The organism is Mumia xiangluensis, assembly GCF_010994095.1.
GTDB lineage: Bacteria > Actinomycetota > Actinomycetes > Propionibacteriales > Nocardioidaceae > Mumia > Mumia xiangluensis.
In genome coordinates this window covers 328,461-347,366 of record NZ_WJYO01000003.1, presented here as the reverse complement: position 1 = coordinate 347,366, position 18,906 = coordinate 328,461, and the positions used below count along the sequence as shown (strand labels likewise).

Sequence of the window (18,906 nt, the reverse complement as noted above, 5' to 3'; positions counted from 1 at the left end):
AGTCTCGTAGGGTGCTGTTCATGGAGTCGGAGGCGATCGCGGCACTGCGCGAGGAGTACGAGGCGGCCGGGCTGACCGAGGCGGACGCGGGGGACGACCCCGTGGCACTGTTCGGCCGGTGGTTCGACGAGGCGGTGGCGTCGGGCCTCCGCGACCCCAACGCGATGGCGCTCGCGACGGCGTCGCCGGGCGCGCTCCCGTCGGTCCGCATCGTGCTGCTCAAGGGCTTCGACGCGGACGGCGCGGTCTTCTACACGAACCACGAGTCGCGCAAGAGCGACGAGCTCGAGGTCAATCCTCACGCCGCGCTCGCGATGCTGTGGCACCCGCTCCAGCGACAGGTCCGGATCGAGGGTGCGGTGAGCCGGGTCAGCGACGACGAGGCCGACACCTATTTCGCCTCGCGCCCCCGCGGGTCGCGGCTCGGCGCGATCGCGTCGCACCAGTCTCGCGTGGTGGAGGACCGGGTCGAGCTCGAGCGAGCGTACGACGCAGCGGACGCGTCGTACCCCGGCGACGTGCCGAGGCCGCCGTGGTGGGGCGGCTACCGCGTGGCGCTGGAGTCCGTGGAGTTCTGGCAGGGGCGCACCGGGCGCATGCACGACCGCCTCCGGTTCCGTGCGGTCGACGGTCACTGGCTGCGCGAGCGCCTCGCCCCGTAGGGACCGATCCTGCGCCGGGCATGGAACGACCCGCGGGGTTGAGTGCCGAGTGGACAACGCCTCGGCCCCCGCGGGTCGGGTGGCTGCTGGGACTCGCCGCACGGTGCGGGTGATCCCCGACAACCGTGACTAGCTGACAGCCACCTCACATGTCCTGAAGCTCTTCATTCTTCGGACCACCTCCTTCCCGTGTACGACCGACGCTACGCCGCATCGGGGGTTCGGCCAACCCAATATCCGGACGGTCGGACGGCGCCGGGCTGGTTGCGCGGGACAATCGTCTGGTGACGAGACGTCGGGGGTTCGGGAGGATCCTCACCGACATCCGTCCGCTGCGGGAGTCGGCCGACTACCGGCGGTTGTGGATCGGCCAGACCGTGTCGCAGCTCGGTCAGCAGATGGCGACGGTCACCGTGGCCTACCAGGTCTTCGTGATCACCGGGTCGTCGTTCGCGGTCGGGCTCGTGGGGATGTTCGCGCTGGTGCCCCTGATCGCCCTGGGGCTGTACGGCGGTGCGCTGGTGGACCACTTCGACCGGCGCAAGGTCGCGATCGTGACCGCGCTCGGGCTGTGGGTCTGTACGGCGGTGCTGCTCGTGCAGGCACTGCTGGACCTCGAGTCGGTCGCGCTCCTGTACGGGGTGGTGGCTGTCCAGTCCGGCCTGTTCGCGGTGAACAACCCTGCACGGTCGGCGATCATCCCGCGGCTCGTCCCCGCGGAGATGCTGCCCGCTGCCAACGCGCTCGGCATGGCGGCGTTCAACCTCGGCTTCACCGTCGGGCCGCTCGTGGGCGGGGTGGTGATCGCGTGGGTGGGGGTCGCAGCGACGTACGCGATCGATCTGGTGACGTTCACGGCAGCGCTGTACGCGTTGGTGCGACTCCAACCGGTCCCGCCCGAGGGCGCGACGGGACGTGTCCCGGGCCTGCGGTCGGTGGTCGAGGGCTTCACGTGGCTGCGCGGCGCCGCGAACCTGCGGACGACGTTCGTGCTCGACCTGCTCGCGATGGTGCTCGCACAGCCTCGGGCGCTGTTCCCAGCCCTGGCGCTCACCGTGTACGTCGGCGGGCCGTCGACGCTCGGCCTGCTCCAGGCGGCTCCGGCGATCGGGTCGCTCGTGGCGTTCGCGTTCTCGGGATGGATCAGTCGGGTGCACCGTCACGGCATCGCGGTGCTCGTCGCGGTGCTGGCGTACGGGGGTTCGGTCGCTCTGGCCGGAGTCAGCGCGATCGGCGCGCCCGGCGTGCTGTGGCTCCTCGTGACCATGCTCGCCTTCTCCGGGGGAGCGGACATGGTGAGCTCGGCGTACCGGAGCACGATGCTCCAGCAGGCGGCACCCGATGCGCTGCGCGGGCGGCTCCAGGGGGTCTTCACGGTCGTCGTGGCCGGCGGGCCACGTCTTGGGGACTTCCTTGCCGGGTCGGTCGCTGAGCTCACGACGCCCGGAAGAGCGATGCTCTACGGCGGGGTGGCGTGCATGGTCGGCGCCGTGGTCGCCGTCACTTTGCAGCGCGGCTTCCTCCGGTACGACGCACGCCACCCGCAGCCGTAGGCATCACTCGGCCAGCAGGCCGTAGAGCCTGCGCCGGGCCTCGTCGAGGATCTCGGTGGCGCGCTCGCGCTGGTCGTCACTGGCGTCGTCGGCCAGCTGGCGGGCGGCCCGGACGAGCTTGCGGGCGCTGGAGGCGAGGTCCTCCTGGCTCTTCGAGCGAGGGCGGCTGCCCTCCCACGCGCCGGCCACCTCGTCGGCGTGCTCGCCGAGGTAGGCCGTGCCGGCCTCGGTGATCCGGAACTGGCCGGCCTCGTCGTCGGTCGGCTCGATGAGCCCGTCGTCGGTGAGCCGGCGCAGGACCGGGTAGATCGAGCCAGGGCTCGGGAGCCACCGTCCGTCGGTGCGCTCGCCAAAGGCGTTGATGAGGCCGTAGCCGTTGGTGGGGTTCTCGGCGATCACCGAGAGTGCGGCGAGGCGGACCGTGCCGCGTCGTGCACGAGGGCCGCCCCCGCGGCGACGGTCGCCGAAGCCGGGGCCGAAGCCGCCCGGGCCGATGCCCACGTCGCCGCGTCCGTATCCGCGGCCGTGGCCTCGGGGATCGCGTCGGTCGGGGCGTGGCCGTCGCCGGCCGGAGGTCGGGTCGAACGTGTCCTGGGGGGTGAAGTCTGGGGTTCGCATGAGATGTGTCCTTATGGTTCGTGACTCACCACGGTGGTGAATCTCGCGATGCCTCGATGCTACATCGCGATATATCGCTAACGCAAGCGTGCTGCCGCGACGCCCGAGATCTACGATGGTGGGAGCGTGTCAGGGGGTGGAGCGTGCCCGGAGACGAGCGTCCTCGGCTGCCGTTGGTCCACGTCATCGCCCACGACGGGTCGGAAGCAGCGCACCTCGCTTACGAGCGGGTTCGCGCGCTGACGGAGGAGACCGTGGTGATCTTCCGCGCGTCCATCCCGCCACCCGACGAGGACGTCGCCGAAGCCGTCGAGGAGCCGGTGGCAGCCCTCACCGTGGACCGGATCTTCCGCACCGCCCGGGACGTCGGCGCACCGTACGTGACCATCCCGTCCTCGCTGTTCTCGGCGGAGCGGATCCTGCTGTCCAGCATCGACGCCGTCGCGCGGCTCGCGAACGACGCATGGCCCGCCGTCGCGGTCCAGGCCCTGCGCGGGACGCCGCGGTACTCGGTGGGCAGGGTCCTCGTCGTGGCGACCCACGGGCAGTCCTCCGGCTCGCTGCTGCTCGTCGCCACCCTCGCCGCGCTCCTCAACGGCGCCACGTTGACGAAGCTGGTCGTCGGCGGGAGGGACGACGAGCGCGTACGACCGGGGGTCCGGGGCGCGGACGCCGAGCTCGCCGCAGCCATCCGTCAGGAGTACCAGCTGCCCACCGACTACGTCCGGCTGCCCGAGCGGGTCAGCTCCCTCGAGCTCGAGCGTGCCGTCGCGGCGGTTCGCGCCGATCTCGTCGTCGCGGGTGTCGGGCGCCTGGGACCGGGGCTCACCCACCGCGACTTCACCCGCGAGGGACGCCGGCGGTTGCTCGCCGGCCCGCTGCGTGTCGAGCACAGCCTGCTTCGCTCGGGTGACGCCGACGCCGTGCTGGTCCTGGACGTCGCCCGGTTCCGGCGGCGCCAGGCCAGCCAGGGTGCGGCCTCAGAAGGGCTCGGCGAGTACTTCCTCGGCAACCGCGACCGCTTCGACGAGGTCGTGCGCTACGAGCGTCAGGCGAGGAACCACGCGGCCGAGTTGGGCAACAGCTGACCGGTGCCCTCCGCGAGCGCCGCCGAGAGCACCACAGGCGCCCCGAGGTCGTCGACGACGTGGTCGGTGGTGCCGCAGTTGACCACGCAGATCAGCCCGGGAGCCCCGTCGACGCCGGCGCGGCGGAAGGCCACCACGTCGTCACGGCGCTCGAGCATCTCGATCGACCCCGACAGGCCTCCGACGAGCCCGCGCCGACGAGCGACGGCGTACCGGAGGAACCCGAGGGTGGAGTAGGGGTCTCGCGACTGGTGCTCGACCGTGTACTCACGGAACCACTCGGGCTGCGGCAACCACGTGCGGACCTCGCCCGGGCCGCCGGGGGAGAAGCCGAACGGCGGCTCCGACCCCGACCACGGCAGCGGCACGCGGCAGCCGTCGCGACCGACGCCGCCTCCGCGGAGCCAGGTCGGGTCCTGGCGGTCCTCCGGTGCCACGTCGACCTGCGGGAGCCCCAGCTCCTCGCCCTGGTAGACGTACGCGGACCCGGGCAGCGCGAGCATCGTCAGCATCGACGCCTTCGCGCGCGAGAGCCCGAGGTCGCCGCCGCCGTAGTGGGTGACCGTGCGGACCACGTCGTGGTTGGAGAGCACCCATGTCGGGCTCGCACCCACCGGGCCGACCGCGGCGTACGTCTCGTCGATGACCTGGCGCAGCGCCGGCGCCGAGAACGGCGTCGAGAGCCAGTGGAAGTTGAAGACCTGGTGCATCTCGTCCGGACGGACGTAGCGCGCCATCGACTCCGGCGACCCGACCCACGCCTCCCCGATCATCATGCGGTCGCCGGGGTAGGAGTCCAGCACCTTGCGCCACCGGCGGTAGACGTCGTGCACCCCCGGCTGGTCCCAGTAAGGGCGGTCCCACTGCGACATGGTGGCGTCGAGGGTCTCGCCGCCGGGGCCGAAGCCGGCCACGTCGGGGAGACCCGACGCCTTGAACAGGCCATGGGCGACGTCGACGCGGAAGCCGTCGACGCCGCGGTCGAGCCAGAACCGCAGGATCGACTCGAACTCGTCTCCGACCTCCGGATCGTCCCAGTTGAGGTCGGGTTGGCTGGAGTCGAAGAGGTGGAGGTACCACTGGCCGTCGTCCACGCGGGTCCACGCGGACCCGCCGAAGATCGACTGCCAGTTGTTGGGAGGCTCCGACCCGTCGGGTCCGCGGCCGTCGCTGAACTTGTAGCGGTCCCGGGCCCGGCTCCCGCGCCCGGCCGCGAGCGCCTCCTGGAACCATGCGTGCTCGGCCGACGTGTGGTTGGGGACGAGGTCCACGATGACCTTGAGCCCGCGGTCGTGCGCCCCGGCGAGCATCTCGTCGAAGTCGGCGAGCGTGCCGAACAGCGGGTCGACGTCGCGGTAGTCGGCCACGTCGTAGCCGTGGTCGGCCTGCGGCGACCGGTAGAACGGGGTCAGCCACAGGGCGTCGACGTTGAGGCCCTCGAGGTAGTCGAGCCGCGAGGTGATCCCTGCGATGTCACCGATCCCGTCGCCGTCGCCGTCGGCGAACGAGCGGACGTAGATCTGGTAGCAGACGGCGTTGCGCCACCAGGGCAGGCGCGAGTCCGAGGCAAAGGTCACGAGAGAGTTCCTCCGGGAGGGCGGCGGCAGAGTCCGCGGCCCGCGGCGGTGCGAGCACGACCCCGCCAGTCTAGGCGTCGGCGGCAACCTGCGACGGTCAGCGGAAGCTGCTGATGTCGATCGCGATCCAGGTCTGCTCCGCCCGTGCGACGAGCGTCCCGTCGAGCGCGTAGAGCGCGGTCCCGGTGTGGTGCTTGCGGCCGTCGACGCCGCGCCTGGTGCCGACCGCGACGTACTCGTGGTCCGCCCTGACGGGAGACAGGATCTCGCCCGTCATGCGGCCGAGGACCATCGGCGTCTCGTCGATGTCGGCGGCCCACCCTCCCGGGCAGTCGATCGCCGCCCAGGTGACCTCGCTGCCGAGGTGGCCGTCGGTGTCGGCGAACGCTGCGTGCGGTGTCCACGTCGCGGCGACCGTGTCGGGATAGGTGGGGTCGTCGACCGGGCCGGTGAAGACGAGCAGCCCGTCACCGGGCGCGCGTGCGGTCCCGCACGTGAAGCAGTGGGGGAACGGGTGCTCGACGCGGCCCGCGTACGCCTCGAAGCCCTTGCGGGCGAGGTCCTCGCCGACGAACGGCGCCGGGTCCACGTCGAACGCACCCGGGGCCGCCTCGGCGACCACGGTCGCACCGTCGGCAAGGACCGATCGGCTCCCGTCGAGGCTGAGGTCGAGCGCGACCTCGAGCGGCGGCGGGACCCGCAGGGTCGACGTGACGGCGCCGCCACCCGCGGCCACGGGGCCAGCGACGAGCCCCGCGACGTAACCACCGTTGCCGGAGTGGTCGGGACCGTTGAACTGCCGGGCGATCGTCGTCGTGCTCATGCCTGCCACGCTCTCACGCCCGGCGGACGAATCGACCACGGGTGTCAGCGGATCGCCTCGTACCGTCGCAGGGCCTCACGGCGCTCGTCCGCGTGGTCGACCAGCGGGGACGGGTAGTCCGCAGGGGGCTGCGTCAGCCGCCACGGCTCGTGCACCGATGCCGTCGGCACGTCGGCGAGCTCGGGCAACCAGCGGCGTACGTAGGTGCCGTCGGGGTCGAACTTCCTGCCCTGGGCGACCGGGTTGAAGACGCGGAAGTACGGCGACGCGTCCGTCCCGGAGCCCGCCACCCACTGCCACCCGTGCTGGTTCGAGGCGAGGTCGAAGTCGACCAGGTGCTCGGCGAAGTGGCGTGCGCCGTGCTGCCACTCGAGGTGCAGGTCCTTGACGAGGAAGCTCGCGACGATCATGCGGACGCGGTTGTGCATCCACCCCTGCGCGAGCAGCTGACGCATGCCCGCATCGACGATGGGGAAGCCCGTGCGGCCCTCCTTCCACGCCACGAGGTCGCTCCCAGGGCTGTCGTACTGCATCGCCGCGAACGGGGCGGAGTAGTAGTCCCACGCCGAGTCGGGGCGCTGGTCCAGCACGTCGGCGTAGAACTCGCGGAACGCCAGCTCGCGACGGTACGCCTCCGCGCCGGCGCCGCGGCCCAGTGCGGCGAGCATCGTGCGGGGGTGGATCTCGCCCCACCGCAGGTGCACCGACATCCGCGACGTGCGGTCGTCCCCCGGGAGGTCGCGCGCCGTGCCGTAGTCGTCGAGGTCCCGGGCGACGAACGCGCGCCACCGCTCGTGCGCCGCGTCCTCGCCGGGCGTCGGGAGGGTGAGCCCGGCGGGGACCGGCACCTCGGGGACCTGGTGGGTCCGCCCGCCGGCCGCGAGCCACGGCACCACGCCGGCATCCGTGGCTGGGCTGCGCCAGCCGTGCTCGAGCCAGGTCGCGTAGAACGGCGTGAAGACCCGGTATCGGCCGCCGTCGCCTTTGCGCACCCGCCCCGGCGACACGGCGTACGCGGAGCCGGTCGCGACGAGCGGGAGGGTGTGGTCGGCGAGCGCTGCTGCGACGGCCTGGTCCCGACGGCGTCCGTACGGCGTGTGCTCGGCGGCCACATGGACGCTGACCGCGTCGACGCGGCGAGCGACCCGGACCACCTCCTCGGCGGGGTCACCGCGCACGACGTGGAGGCCCACGTCGCCGAGGCGGGCGGAGAGATCCCGCAGCGACCGTGCGAGGTACGCGCGCCGGGCCGGCGGAGCGCTGTCCCACAGCCGTGGGTCCAGTACGAACAGGGGTACGACGCCGTCCGGGCCGGCGTCCACGGCCTCGAGGAGCGCGGGATTGTCGCGGAGCCGCAGATCCCGGCGGAACCACATCACCGACCTCGCCATCTCCTCATCTTCCACGGTGTGTGTGGTGCTCGTCCGATCTGGAACAATGGCTCAGGTGAGCGACCTGATCGACACCACCGAGATGTACCTCCGGACCATCTACGAGCTCGAGGAAGAAGGGATCATCCCCCTGCGGGCACGCATCGCCGAGCGCCTGCACCAGAGCGGCCCCACGGTCAGCCAGACCGTCGCACGGATGGAGCGCGACGGGCTCCTGACCGTCGAGGGCGACCGCCACCTCGAGCTGTCCGAGCACGGTCGGGCCCTCGCCACCCGCGTCATGCGTAAGCACCGCCTCGCCGAGCGCCTCCTGACCGACGTCATCGGTCTCGAGATCGAGTTCGTCCACGAGGAGGCGTGCCGCTGGGAGCACGTGATCTCCGAGCAGGTCGAGCGCAAGCTCGTCGCTCTCCTCGAGCACCCGACGGAGTCCCCGTACGGCACGCCGATCCCCGGCCTCGGCGAGCTCGGCGAGCGCTCCGTGGCCGAGGAGGACTTCCTCGGCCAGGGCGTCATGCACCTGACGGCCGCGTTGCCGGCCAACGGCGACGCGTCCCGCCTGCTCGTGCGGCGCATCGGCGAGGAGCTCCAGAAGGACACGACCGCGATGTCGGTCCTGCGGCGGGTCGGGGTCCTTCCCGGCAACGACGTCCTGGTCTCGTCCGCTCCGGACGGCGGCGTCGTCGTCGCTCGGGGTGGGGAGACGGCCGAGATCGACGCCGACGCAGCGAGCCACATCTTCGTGACCCGGCCGTGACGCGCGCCCGGTCCTAGGGCGGCGACGTCGGGCAATCATGGACAAACATGGCCATCACACCACCGTGTGCGGTTGCATGGGGAGCATGAGCCCGGCAAGCGGTCCCGCGTGCGGGGGGTACGGGACGTGCCGATGACCGTCGTTCCGCGCCCGGCGAGCCGACTCCTGACCGTCGGCATCTTCGTCGCGGCCGCGGTGGTCACGGCCTGCACCATCGTCGCCGCGCTGACCGACCCCGGCGTCCCGAGCCCGTGGTGGCTTCTCACGGTCCCCGCGATCATGCTCGCCAGCTCGGCGCCGCTCTACCTCGACCGCTACGACGACTGGCTCGTCGTCGGCACGGAGTCGTGCGTCCTCGTCCTCCTCGCGCTCACGCTCGAGTGGCAGGACGCGCTGGTGCTGTGGATCGTCGGCATCGCCCTGGCGCAGTGCCTGCCTGCGGCGCGCGGCTCGCGGCCGTTCAACGCCGCGCGGTCGATCGTGGCCGGCGCGGTCGCCGTCGCGGTGCTGGCCGTCCTCGACGACGGCATGTTCGGGCTGCGGGAGGTCGTGGCCGTCGTCATCGCGTTCACGCTGGCCTTCCTCGTCGACATCGGCGCCTCCGTCCTGCGGATCCGCGCCGCCGGACCTCCGGGCGCAGGCAGCCTCGAGTCGCGGGCGTACGAGATCCTCACGCTGTACGCCGTGTACGCCGGGGTGACGGCGATGGGTTACGTGGCGGTCCTGCTCTACCGGACCGAGTCGCCGACCGCGTTGCTGGCGGTCGTCCCCGCGCTCGCGATCGTCCTGATCGCCGCGAAGGGTGTGACGCGGGAGCGCGAGACCGCTCGCCGGCTGAACGTCCTCTTCGAGACCGCGAACGCTCTTCACTCGGCGGCCACCGAGAAGCAGGTGCTGGCCGTCCTCGACGCCGGGACCCGTCAGCTCGGCAAGTCGCCGGGGTCCGGGCTCCGGACGGACCTGCCGGAAGCGACCGACCTCCGACGACTGATCATCTCCGGCGACGACGTCTACTGGCTGGTGATCGAGGGCAAGCGTGGGCCGCAGGCCAGTACGCTGCGCAACGTCGAGGCGTTGGAGTCGATCGCCCAGCAGGCCGAGGAGGCGCTGTCACGCATGCGGATGAATCGCGACCTGGTCGCCAACGCCCAGCGCGACCCCCTCACCAAGCTCCGGAACCGGTCCGTCTTCCTGGCGACCGTGGCCGAAGTGATGGCGGGCGGACCGCAGGGAGACGTCGCTCCGTGCGCGATCCTGTTCTGCGACCTCGACGGCTTCAAGAAGGTCAACGACCAGTTCGGCCACGCCAGCGGGGACGGTGCCTTGATCGCGATCGCTCGACGGCTGGCCGACGAGCTCCCCGACGACGTCCACGTCGCTCGCCTCGGCGGTGACGAGTTCGCGATCCTGGTCGGCCCACCCGCGGGCTCGCCCGAGGGTGCGGCGGAGTACGCCGAGCAGATCGCCGAGGACGTCCGCACCATCGTGGCGCGCCCGATCCTGGTCGACAGCCGGACGATCGACATCACCGTCAGCATCGGCATCGCGTCGACGGACGACACCTCGACCTCCGCCGACCAGCTGCTGCGCAACGCCGACATCGCGATGTACGTCGCCAAGCGCGAGGGCCGTGACCGGATCGTCGTCTACCGCGACGCGATGGGCATCGAGCGGGTCCGCTCCCTCGAGCTCGCCGACCGGCTGAGGCGCGCGATCGAGGAGCGGCGGCTGCGGGTCGTGTACCAGCCGATCGTGGCGGCGTACGACGAGCGCATCCTCGCGGTCGAGGCGCTCGCCCGGTGGACCGAGGACGGCGAGGTCGTGTCTCCGGAGGAGTTCATCCCGCTCGCCGAGGAGGCCAACCTGATCGAGGCGATCGGACGGTTCGTCCTGGAGCAGGTGTGCGACGACCGCGAGCAGCTCGACCAGGCGCTCGAGCCGGACACCGCGATCGCCGTCAACCTGTCGGCCCGCCAGCTCGGCTCGCCGCAGTTCCTGGCCAGCGTCCAGCGCGCCGTGGACGTCCTGGCGCCGCACCCGCTCACCCTCGAGATCACGGAGACCGAGTCGATCAGCGAGGACGTGATCGAGTCGCGCGTGATGGAGGACCTGATCGCGCGCGGTGCGGTGCTGGCCGTCGACGACTTCGGCGTCGGGTTCTCGTCGCTGGAGCGGCTGATGCGGCTCCCCGTGCAGGTGCTGAAGCTGGACCGGATCTTCTCGCGGGAGATCGACACCGACGAGAGCCGCGGCGCCTTCCTCGACTCGATGCTCGAGATGGCCTCCGCGGTCGACCTGCGCGTGGTCGTCGAGGGGATCGAGCGGCTCGCACAGGTCGAGGCCGTCCTCGCCGACCGTGGCGCCGAGAGCCGCCGGGCCATCTCGTTCCAGGGGTACTACTTCGGTGGCCCGATGAGCCCGGCGACGCTGGTGCGGTGGGCGGCGCAGCGTGCACGTACGTCGTCGCTGCGGCGGTCATGACGAAGGCGCGGGCTGATCACCGCGATTTCACACGTTTTGGCATCCTGGTTCTCGTGGAGATGACACAGGCATGACGTGGCTGCGCGGGTTGGCGTCGTGGGTGCGCGCGACAGGGGTCGAGCTGGTCGGTTGGCTGCTCGTCGTCACGGGCGTGGCAGCACTGGTGCTGCCCGGTCCTGGGCTCCTCATGATGGTGGCCGGGCTCGCCGTGCTGTCGAACCGCTACGAGTGGGCCGAGCGTCGGGTCGAGCCGATCAAGGTCAAGGCGTTCGACGCCGCCCGCTTCGGGGTGGAGACCTGGCCCCGCATCGCCTTGAGCGTCCTCGGTGCCTGCATCGTGATGGCGTTCGGCGTCATCTGGTGGGTCGGGCCGAAGGTCCCGGAGATCGGTCCCTTCGGTGACGAGCTGCCGTTCAGCGGCTGGGCCACGGGGCTCAGCATGATGATCTCGTCGCTGATCGCGCTCACGCTCGTCGTCTACAGCGTGGCGCGGTTCCGGTACGGCTCGGTCGAGGACGACGCGTCCTCGCTCGACGAGCAGGAGCTCGACGCCCCGTCGCGGGACGACGAGGAGTCCGAGGTCTGACCTCGGCGGCGCCGGCTACTGCCAGAGCACCGCGATCAGGACGTTGACGACGGCGAGGCCGCCGATCGCATGCGCCATCCAGACCGGCGTGCGGTCGGCCTTGCGGTCCGCGACGAAGGCGAGGACGGTGACGGTCAGCGCGACCACCAGCTTGACGCCGATCTTGGCGTGGTTGACGTCGAGGTCGTCCATCTCGCGGACGCCGACGAGCAGGAGTCCAGTCAGCAGCGCGAATGCGGCCGCGTGGGAGACGCCCTTGGCGACCGGGACGGGGGTGCGGAGCCGTGAGGCCCAGGCGCCGACGACGAAGGCCCACGAGAGCAGGTGGAGCGCCAGCAGGATCAGGCGGAGCGTTTCCATGGGCCGAACCATACTGGAGGGCATGAGCGACCCGATCCGCGCGGCGATGGCTTCTGTGTCTCGCGAGGACTTCCTTCCCGAGGGGCAGCGGGCGCAGGCTGCGATCGATGCGCCGCTGCCGATCGGGTGGGGGCAGACGAACTCGCAGCCGCACACGGTCGAGGCGATGCTGCGGCTCCTCGAGGTCGGTGCCGGGATGCGCGTCCTCGACGTCGGAGCGGGCTCCGGATGGACGACGGCGCTGCTCGCGCACCTGGTCGGCGAGAGCGGGAGCGTGGTCGGTGTCGAGATCGTGCCGCAGCTTCGTGAGCGTGCGACGGCCGCGCTCGGACGCTTCGATCCTCGTCACGCGAGGGTCGAGCTGGCCGAGCGCGGCGTGCTCGGATGGCCGGTCGAGGCGCCGTACGACCGGGTGCTCGTCTCCGCCGCGGCGAGGTCCTTGCCGACGCCGCTCGTCGAGCAGCTCGGTGACGGCGGCATCCTCGTGGTGCCGGTGCGGGGAGTGATGACGCGGGTCGTGCGTGGCGCCGACGGAAGCGCCGTCGTCACCGAGCACGGCGCCTACCGGTTCGTGCCGCTGCTCGACTGGTGACACGTCCCGCTACTCTTGGGCCGTGCGCCCTCGTAGCTCAGGGGATAGAGCACCGCTCTCCTAAAGCGGGTGTCGCAGGTTCGAATCCTGCCGGGGGCACAAGAGCGTCACCGCAGGCCCGCCACGTCCCGCCCTCCGGGCCGGACCAGGCCCAGCTCGTACGCCAGGACGGCGGCCTGCAGGCGGTCGCGCGCCCCCAGCTTCGGCAGCAGGCGGGCCACGTACGTCTTGACGGTGCCGGTCGAGACGAAGAGGGCGTCGGCGATCTCCGCGTTGGACATCCCGCGGGCGATCAGCACGAGCACCTCGCGCTCCCGGTTCGAGAGGGCCTCGACACGCGCGTCCGGCACGGTGCTGCCGGTCGTGGCGATGAACCGCTCGATCAGCCGACGGGTGAGCTGCGGGGCCACCAGCTCGTCGCCCGTCACCACTGCTCGGACCGCCTCGACCAGCGCGGCACGTCCGCAGTTCTTGACGAGGAAGCCGCTCGCTCCAGCGGCGAACGCGCTGCTGACGTCGTCGTCGAGGTCGAACGTCGTGAGCACGAGGACCCGCGTCGCAGACGGGGTGGCGGAGAGCCGACGGAGCACGCCGATGCCGTCGAGCCGAGGCATCCGGACGTCGAGCAGGACGACGTCCGGTGCCGTGGCCCGGATCAGCGCCAGCGCCTCGACACCGTCGGCGGCCTCACCCACCACCGTGATGTCGGGCTCCAGCTCGAGGATCGCGCGGAAGCCGTCGCGTACGAGCTCCTGGTCGTCGACCAGCGCCACCCGGATCACGGGGCCCGCTCCGGTAGGACGGCGACCAGACGTGTGCCGCCACCGACGGCCTCGACCTCGAGCCGGCCGCCGTACGCCTCGGCCCGCTCTCGGATGCCGGTGAGGCCGTGCCCGACCCGCGACCCGTCGCAGCCGACTCCGTCGTCGCACACCTGGACGTGGACCCCGTGGCCCGACCGCGACACCTCGATCCACGCGTGCGTGGCGTTCGCGTGGCGGCGGACGTTGGTCAGCGCCTCCTGGACGATCCGGTAGACGGCGAGCGCGCGTCCGTCGCTCAGCCGGTCGACGGTGACGGTGACGTCGACCTCGAGGCCGCTCTCGCGGGCCGCGTCCACCAGTGCGTCGAGATCCTGCAGACCCGGTTGCGGGCGCGCGACCGTGTCGTTCTGGCGCAGCCCGCCGACGACGGTCCGCAGGTCGTCCACCGCAGCGGCAGCGGCTGCCTGGATGCGCTCGAGCCGCTGCGACGCGGCCTCGGGATCTACGGGAAGCGCCGCTGCTGCGGCGTCCGCCTGGACCGCGATCGCGCTGACCGTGTGGGCAACGACGTCGTGGACGTCTCGGGCGACCCGGGCACGCTCGAGCGCGACCGCCGTACGAGCATGGTCCTCCCGCTCCGCCTCGAGCGTCCGCGTCGCCTCCGCCAGCCGGTCGGACTGGGCACGATGGCTGCGGATGGCGCGGCCGGCGGCCCACGGAACCACCGCGATGGCGAAGTCGCCGGGCCGCAGGTCGTCCTCGTCGAGCGCCCCCATGAGCACCGCCACCACGGGCAGCACCGTCGACACCGCCAGCCCCGCCAGCGCCAGGCGGAGGTCACCGAAAGCGGCTACCGAGTACGAGGCGGTCAGCCATGCCACGAACATCGCGGCTGACGTCGGGATCTCGCCAGACGCCTCGATCACCGCCACGAACACCCCAGCGAGCACGAGCACCGGAAGGAGGGGCGCGACCCTTCGCCACGCCAGAGGGACGGCGAGGATCGTGCTCGCTGCGATGCCCAACCAGACGCGGCTCCCGTGGCTGCCGGCGACGGCCTCGATCGAGCCCCCGACGCCGATGACCGCCGCCAGTGACCGATCGACCACCTGCGGGCGGAGGGCCATAGGCGAAATCTAGAGGAGACGGAGCCGGTCCTCGTCTGTCTTGCGACAGACATCGGTCGCACGAGGATCGGCCGTACGGCCGACGCGGCGCACGGGTGCCTGGGGCGAGATTGGTGCCATGACCGACACAGCACGTACCTCCAAGACAGCACGCACCACCGACGCCTCTCGCATCCCGGTTCAGGCGGTCGCCGCCGCCTGGGCTGTCTTCGAGCTCGCGATCGCCGCCTGGATGGACTTCCCGTTCGCTGCCGCCTTCTTCGGCGTCTTGTTCGCGGTCGGCGCCTGGTGGGCCGGGCGGCCGGGGATGGGAGGCGTCGTCCTCGTCGCCGTCCTGGTCGCGATCGAGCTCGCCTTCCTGCCGTTCTACGCGCGGGAGTCGATCTTCGACTGGACCACCCAGATCGTCGCGCTCGTGCTCGGCGTGGCCGCGATCATCGCGTGCACCCGCGCCGCGCGGGCTGCGCGGCGCGGGTGACAGAGCCTGCGCCGCTCATGCGGTGGCGTAGGTCGCCTCGGCCTCCTCGCGAGGGGCGGGAGCGGCCGTGTCAGGGTCGTCGCCCTTCCGGCCGATGAGCACCATCGCGATCCCGGCGGCCGCCCATGCGCCGAGCACGAGCAGCGGTCGTGCGAGGTCGGCCTCCGGGAAGTAGGAGAGGCTGCGCAGCAGGGTGAGCGCGGCGCCGGGGACGAAGAGCTGACCGATCTCGCCCCACGCGCCCGGCAGGAACTCGGGCGGCTGCGCTGCGGACGCGATCGGGTTGGCGACGAGCAGCGTCAGGAGGGCGCCGACGCCGATCCCGGCACGGCCGATGAGGCTCGACAGGCCGACCAGCATCGAGCTGGTCGCGAGGAACGCCAGCCCGATCGCGCCGGCGTTCTCCACGGCACTGCCCTGGAGGATGTCGAACCAGCCCTGGACCACCGCCGTCGTCGAGGCTCCGGCGAGGACGGCGTACAGCGCGAGCGCCGCGAGGCGGCGAGTCCGTCCGGTGACGAGCAGCGAGATCACCACACCACCGGCGATGCCGCCGATGACCAGCGGGAACGCGGCCGCGGTCATGCCGATCCCCTGGGCGTCGTCGGTCGACAGCGACGCGACGTCGGTCACGGTGACCGCAGGTGTCGGCGGTGCAGGGGCGCCGGACCGGGCAGCGAGCGCTGCGCTGAGCTCGTCGGCGAGTCGGAGCATCGCCTGGTGGGAGGGGCCACCTGCAGCCGAGGCGGTGAGCACCTCGGGCTCGGCCCCCAGCACGATCGCGCCGTACGCGTCGCGCTGCTCGACGGCCTCGACCGCGGCCTCCCGGTCGGCGACGGTGGCGAGGTCGAAGCGGCCCGGCGCCGACTCCTCGAGCGTCGCCGTGACGCCGTCCACCGCTGCCGGCGGGCCGGTGACGACGACCGGAAGGTCGTGGGGCGTGGTGGTCGCCGCCGGCCACACGAACGCGGCGACGACGAGGGTGACGACGAAGGCGGCGAGCGCGGCGGCGCCGGCGGCTCGACCCCACGCCGGGGCGGACGCGGATCGTGTGGTGGTGGACATGGTCCCTCCCGGTGGAAGAAAAACGAATGATCGTTCTTTATAGTCGACCCGCTGTTCGCCGTTGTCAAGAACGTTCGTTCGTTTTACGGTGGGCGGCATGCCGAAGGTGTCTGAGGAGCACAAGGCCGCCCGCCGCGAGGAGATCGCCCGTGCGGCGCTCCGCTGCTTCGCGACCAAGGGGTACGCGGGCACGTCGATGGCCGACATCATCAGGGAGTCCGGGTTGTCGGCCGGCGCGATCTACGGCTACTACCGCAACAAGAACGAGCTCGTCCGTGAGGCGATGCGCAGCGTCGTCGTCGGTCGGTTCACCGAGCTGGAGCGCGGCGCGTCCGCCGACGAGGTCACGCCGCCCGGCGACCTTCTCGTGCAGTTCCTCCGTAGCGTGTCCGAGATCGCCGGCCAGGCGCCGGGGATGGTGCTCCAGGTCTGGTCGACGGCCCAGCTCGACCCGGAGCTGAAGGAGAGCGTCGCCGGGGGACTGGCGGAGATCGGGCGACTGTTCCGCGATCACCTCGAGCGCTGGTACGTGTCGCGCGGCGTCGACGAGCAGGACGCGCGGGCCCGTGCCGCGGCGGAGTACCCCGTCTACGTCGGCGTCTGCCAGGGCTACATCGTCCACAACGCGCTGGTGGACGGATTCGACCGCGAGGCGTACTTCGCGGCTGCTGCGGGCGTCCTCGCGCACGGCGCGTCGGTCACCCCAGGCAACGCCTTGTGACCTGCGTCTCACCTCCGCTACGGTGGTGCAACTCGGTTTGACCCTCCATGTGACTCCGGAATCGGGTTCGTCTGTCTCCGACATCCCACTGGAGGGTCCGCCATGCAAACACTCGCCCGCGCGCGCCGACGCGCATCCCTGGTCGCCGGCTTCGCCGCGATCACCCTGTCCGCTGGCTCGATGGGGCTGAGCGGCGGAGCCGCAGCCGCGACGCCTCCACCCGGGCTGCAGGAGGTGATGCTCGTCGGCAACAACTGGGACGGGACGGCCGACGTCATCCGCTCGACCGGCGACTTCGCCAAGATCGGGCGCATCAACCTCGTGCCCGACAAGACCAAGCGACTCACCGAGATCTACCTCAACCCCGTGCGTCTGGCGTTCTTCCTGGGGATCCGGTTGACCGTCGGCGAGGGGCACGACCAGTTCGTCGACGACATGTACACGACGCCCGACGGCTCGGCCATCGTCGTCTCGCGGCCCAGCTTCGCCGACGTCGCCTCGATCGACACCGCTACCGGCAAGCTCCGTTGGCGTTTCAGGGTCTCGGGCTACCGCGCCGACCACATGGCAGTCTCGCCGGACGGCAACCGTGTCGCGGTGTCGGCATCGACGGGCAACACCGTCCACGTCCTCGACATCCGCACCGGGAAGGAGGTCGGGTCCTTCAAGACCGGTGACAAACCGCACGAGAACGTGTTCTCCGCCGACGGGTCGCGCCTGTGGAACATGTCGATCGGTGAGGTCAACAACGACCTGGACGCGCCCGCACTCGACGCCCTCAAGGGCGATCGGAAGATCACCGTCGTCGACACCACCACGTTCGGCACGGTGAAGATCATCGACATGCGGCAGCGCCTCGACGCCTTCGGACAGACCGGCAAGTCCGACTCGGTTCGCCCGGTCGCGTTCACGCCGGACGAGTCGACGCTCTACTTCCAGGTCTCGTTCTTCAACGGCTTCTTCGAGTACGACGTGGCTGCCGACAAGATCACCCGGATGAAGACCCTGCCGGAGAACCCCGCCACCGACGACGACCGTACGACCTTCGTCAACGACTCCCGCCACCACGGGATGTCGATGAACCCGTCAGGGACGAAGCTCTGCATCGCCGGCACCATGGACGAGTACGCCACCGTCGTCGATCGGGCGACGCTCCAGGAAGGGCCGCTCGTCCCTGCCGCGAAGCCGTACTGGGCGACCGTCAGCGGGGACGGCAACGCGTGCGTGATCTCCGAGAGCGCCGCCGACCAGGTGACGGCGATCGACTTCGCCACGGGCCAGAAGATCACCTCCGTCCCGGTCGGGGACCACCCTCAGCGAATTCGGATCGCCCAGCTGCCGATCGGCTGGAGCGGGCCCGCCTCCTGACGAGGCGTGCCAGTGCGACCTGGCCGCACGGGCGCTGCTCCTGCGGCCGGGTCGCGCCGCGATCAGATGATCGTCGGTCCGACCAGGTAGTGCCAGCCCAGCCACCACCAGTACCCGACCACCGCGAGCCGCAGTGCGCGGTTTGCCATCGCGACGTCGAGCAGCTCGCCCCACGTCGCCACGCGGTCCGGGTGGCGACGCCCGTAGACGGCCAGAGCGACCGCGGCGGCGACGATCGCGGCGTACACGCTGACGACGATCCCGACGCTCATGGCGGTCCTTCGGCGGCGGCAGGGGCCTGCTGACGAAGCCGACGGGGCGCCGGCCGCCATCCGTGGCGGAGCAGCCCGCACAGTCCGGCGAGCCAGACGATGACGAACGCGGCCCGTCCGGGAACGTCGTCGACCCACGGATCGAACAGGTCGCTGAACGTCGGCCCCGGCACGTACGAGACGAGCTGCCACAGCGCGACCACGGCGACGATCCCCAGCCAGGCCGTTGCCGCGCGGGCGATCGGGCGACGACGCGCGGGCTCGAGTTCGGAGACGGCGCGGTCGAGCCGGTCGTCCGGACCCCACGCGACGAGGAGTGCGAGCAGGCCCACGGTCGACACCACGACGACCGCGACCGGCGCGTACCGAGGCGTGGCGACGAGCAGCAGCCCGGCGACTGCGGCGGCCGGGAGGACGACGGCCCCCACGTCGCGGCTCGGGCGCGGTACGGCGACACGCGGCGTCGTACGGCCGATCCCGAGGAGTGCGACCAGGGCCAGGCAGGTGAGGATCGCGAGGTCGCGGCCGGAACCGCGGAAGACCTGGAAGGCCGCGAGACCTCCCAGCACGGCGACGGACCCGCTCGTCGCCGCGAACCCGAGTCTGCGGTGGACGACCCCCAC

The 18,906-nt window shown here is 71.5% G+C and carries 20 protein-coding genes and 1 tRNA gene; 11 read left to right on the top strand and 10 right to left on the bottom strand.

Going from position 1 to position 18,906, the window contains the following annotated elements:
- Window positions 1-20 precede the first annotated feature (20 nt).
- Together pdxH and GH747_RS11980 are read left to right on the top strand one after the other, a co-directional pair.
- On the top strand, window positions 21-662 hold the full coding sequence (gene pdxH / locus GH747_RS11985; protein ID WP_149769808.1) for a pyridoxamine 5'-phosphate oxidase: 642 nt from the start codon (window positions 21-23) through the stop codon (window positions 660-662).
- A gap of 284 nt (window positions 663-946) precedes the next feature.
- A complete protein-coding gene (locus tag GH747_RS11980) occupies window positions 947-2,215 on the top strand; it encodes an MFS transporter (RefSeq protein WP_205602914.1) in 1,269 nt (422 codons plus the stop codon).
- A gap of 3 nt (window positions 2,216-2,218) precedes the next feature.
- Here GH747_RS11980 and GH747_RS11975 read toward each other — a convergent pair whose 3' ends face one another.
- Window positions 2,219-2,833, bottom strand: a complete 615-nt coding sequence (locus GH747_RS11975; RefSeq protein ID WP_149769807.1) for a PadR family transcriptional regulator — start codon at window positions 2,831-2,833, stop codon at window positions 2,219-2,221.
- Window positions 2,834-2,976: 143 nt separating this feature from the next.
- On the opposite strand from GH747_RS11975, the gene GH747_RS11970 reads away from it, so the two are divergent.
- A complete protein-coding gene (locus tag GH747_RS11970) occupies window positions 2,977-3,921 on the top strand; it encodes a hypothetical protein (RefSeq protein ID WP_149769806.1) in 945 nt (314 codons plus the stop codon).
- On the opposite strand, the gene GH747_RS11965 is transcribed toward GH747_RS11970, so the two are convergent.
- The 3 genes from GH747_RS11965 to GH747_RS11955 form a co-directional block, all read right to left on the bottom strand.
- The gene (locus tag GH747_RS11965; RefSeq protein ID WP_149769805.1) at window positions 3,882-5,498 is read right to left on the bottom strand and encodes a glycoside hydrolase family 13 protein; all 1,617 of its coding nucleotides are present in this window, start codon (window positions 5,496-5,498) and stop codon (window positions 3,882-3,884) included. The genes GH747_RS11970 and GH747_RS11965 overlap by 40 nt on opposite strands.
- 97 nt (window positions 5,499-5,595) lie before the next feature.
- On the bottom strand, window positions 5,596-6,321 hold the full coding sequence (locus GH747_RS11960) for a hotdog family protein (RefSeq protein WP_149769804.1): 726 nt from the start codon (window positions 6,319-6,321) through the stop codon (window positions 5,596-5,598).
- Between the two features lie 44 nt (window positions 6,322-6,365).
- On the bottom strand, window positions 6,366-7,712 hold the full coding sequence (locus tag GH747_RS11955) for a cryptochrome/photolyase family protein (protein ID WP_149769803.1): 1,347 nt from the start codon (window positions 7,710-7,712) through the stop codon (window positions 6,366-6,368).
- A 55-nt stretch (window positions 7,713-7,767) separates the two neighbouring features.
- Between GH747_RS11955 and GH747_RS11950 the strand changes: the two genes are divergently transcribed.
- The 3 genes from GH747_RS11950 to GH747_RS11940 all read left to right on the top strand — a co-directional run bounded on the left by GH747_RS11950 (window position 7,768) and on the right by GH747_RS11940 (window position 11,536).
- A complete protein-coding gene (locus tag GH747_RS11950) occupies window positions 7,768-8,469 on the top strand; it encodes an iron-dependent transcriptional repressor DtxR (protein WP_149769802.1) in 702 nt (233 codons plus the stop codon).
- Between the two features lie 132 nt (window positions 8,470-8,601).
- Entirely contained in the window at window positions 8,602-10,950 is a 2,349-nt protein-coding gene (locus GH747_RS11945; RefSeq protein ID WP_149769801.1) for a putative bifunctional diguanylate cyclase/phosphodiesterase, read from the top strand.
- Between the two features lie 70 nt (window positions 10,951-11,020).
- A complete protein-coding gene (locus tag GH747_RS11940) occupies window positions 11,021-11,536 on the top strand; it encodes a PGPGW domain-containing protein (protein ID WP_149769800.1) in 516 nt (171 codons plus the stop codon).
- 15 nt (window positions 11,537-11,551) lie between these two features.
- Here GH747_RS11940 and GH747_RS11935 read toward each other — a convergent pair whose 3' ends face one another.
- Window positions 11,552-11,896, bottom strand: coding sequence for a hypothetical protein (locus GH747_RS11935; RefSeq protein ID WP_149769799.1), 345 nt, complete (start codon window positions 11,894-11,896; stop codon window positions 11,552-11,554).
- Window positions 11,897-11,918: 22 nt separating this feature from the next.
- Between GH747_RS11935 and pcm the strand changes: the two genes are divergently transcribed.
- Window positions 11,919-12,488: a protein-L-isoaspartate O-methyltransferase gene (gene pcm / locus GH747_RS11930; protein ID WP_149769798.1), complete on the top strand. Its 570-nt coding sequence runs from the start codon at window positions 11,919-11,921 to the stop codon at window positions 12,486-12,488.
- A 26-nt stretch (window positions 12,489-12,514) separates the two neighbouring features.
- Window positions 12,515-12,587 (top strand) — tRNA-Arg (locus GH747_RS11925).
- 8 nt (window positions 12,588-12,595) lie between these two features.
- Here the strand turns inward: GH747_RS11925 and GH747_RS11920 are convergent.
- On the bottom strand, window positions 12,596-13,270 hold the full coding sequence (locus GH747_RS11920; RefSeq protein WP_149769797.1) for a response regulator: 675 nt from the start codon (window positions 13,268-13,270) through the stop codon (window positions 12,596-12,598).
- Complete coding sequence (locus GH747_RS11915) at window positions 13,267-14,379, bottom strand: sensor histidine kinase (RefSeq protein ID WP_149769796.1); 1,113 nt, start codon at window positions 14,377-14,379, stop codon at window positions 13,267-13,269. Before GH747_RS11915 ends, GH747_RS11920 begins: the two co-directional genes overlap by 4 nt.
- A 118-nt stretch (window positions 14,380-14,497) precedes the next feature.
- Here GH747_RS11915 and GH747_RS11910 point away from each other — a divergent pair, with 118 nt between their 5' ends.
- Entirely contained in the window at window positions 14,498-14,857 is a 360-nt protein-coding gene (locus GH747_RS11910) for a hypothetical protein (RefSeq protein WP_149769795.1), read from the top strand.
- 15 nt (window positions 14,858-14,872) lie between these two features.
- On the opposite strand, the gene GH747_RS11905 is transcribed toward GH747_RS11910, so the two are convergent.
- Window positions 14,873-15,922, bottom strand: coding sequence for a hypothetical protein (locus GH747_RS11905; RefSeq protein WP_149769794.1), 1,050 nt, complete (start codon window positions 15,920-15,922; stop codon window positions 14,873-14,875).
- Between the two features lie 97 nt (window positions 15,923-16,019).
- Between GH747_RS11905 and GH747_RS11900 the strand changes: the two genes are divergently transcribed.
- On the top strand, window positions 16,020-16,643 hold the full coding sequence (locus tag GH747_RS11900; protein ID WP_149769793.1) for a TetR/AcrR family transcriptional regulator: 624 nt from the start codon (window positions 16,020-16,022) through the stop codon (window positions 16,641-16,643).
- A 102-nt stretch (window positions 16,644-16,745) separates the two neighbouring features.
- On the top strand, window positions 16,746-18,011 hold the full coding sequence (locus GH747_RS11895; RefSeq protein WP_149769792.1) for a YncE family protein: 1,266 nt from the start codon (window positions 16,746-16,748) through the stop codon (window positions 18,009-18,011).
- Window positions 18,012-18,073: 62 nt separating this feature from the next.
- Here GH747_RS11895 and GH747_RS11890 read toward each other — a convergent pair whose 3' ends face one another.
- Window positions 18,074-18,283, bottom strand: coding sequence for a DUF6186 family protein (locus GH747_RS11890; protein ID WP_149769791.1), 210 nt, complete (start codon window positions 18,281-18,283; stop codon window positions 18,074-18,076).
- A complete protein-coding gene (locus GH747_RS11885) occupies window positions 18,280-18,906 on the bottom strand; it encodes a hypothetical protein (RefSeq protein ID WP_149769790.1) in 627 nt (208 codons plus the stop codon). Before GH747_RS11885 ends, GH747_RS11890 begins: the two co-directional genes overlap by 4 nt.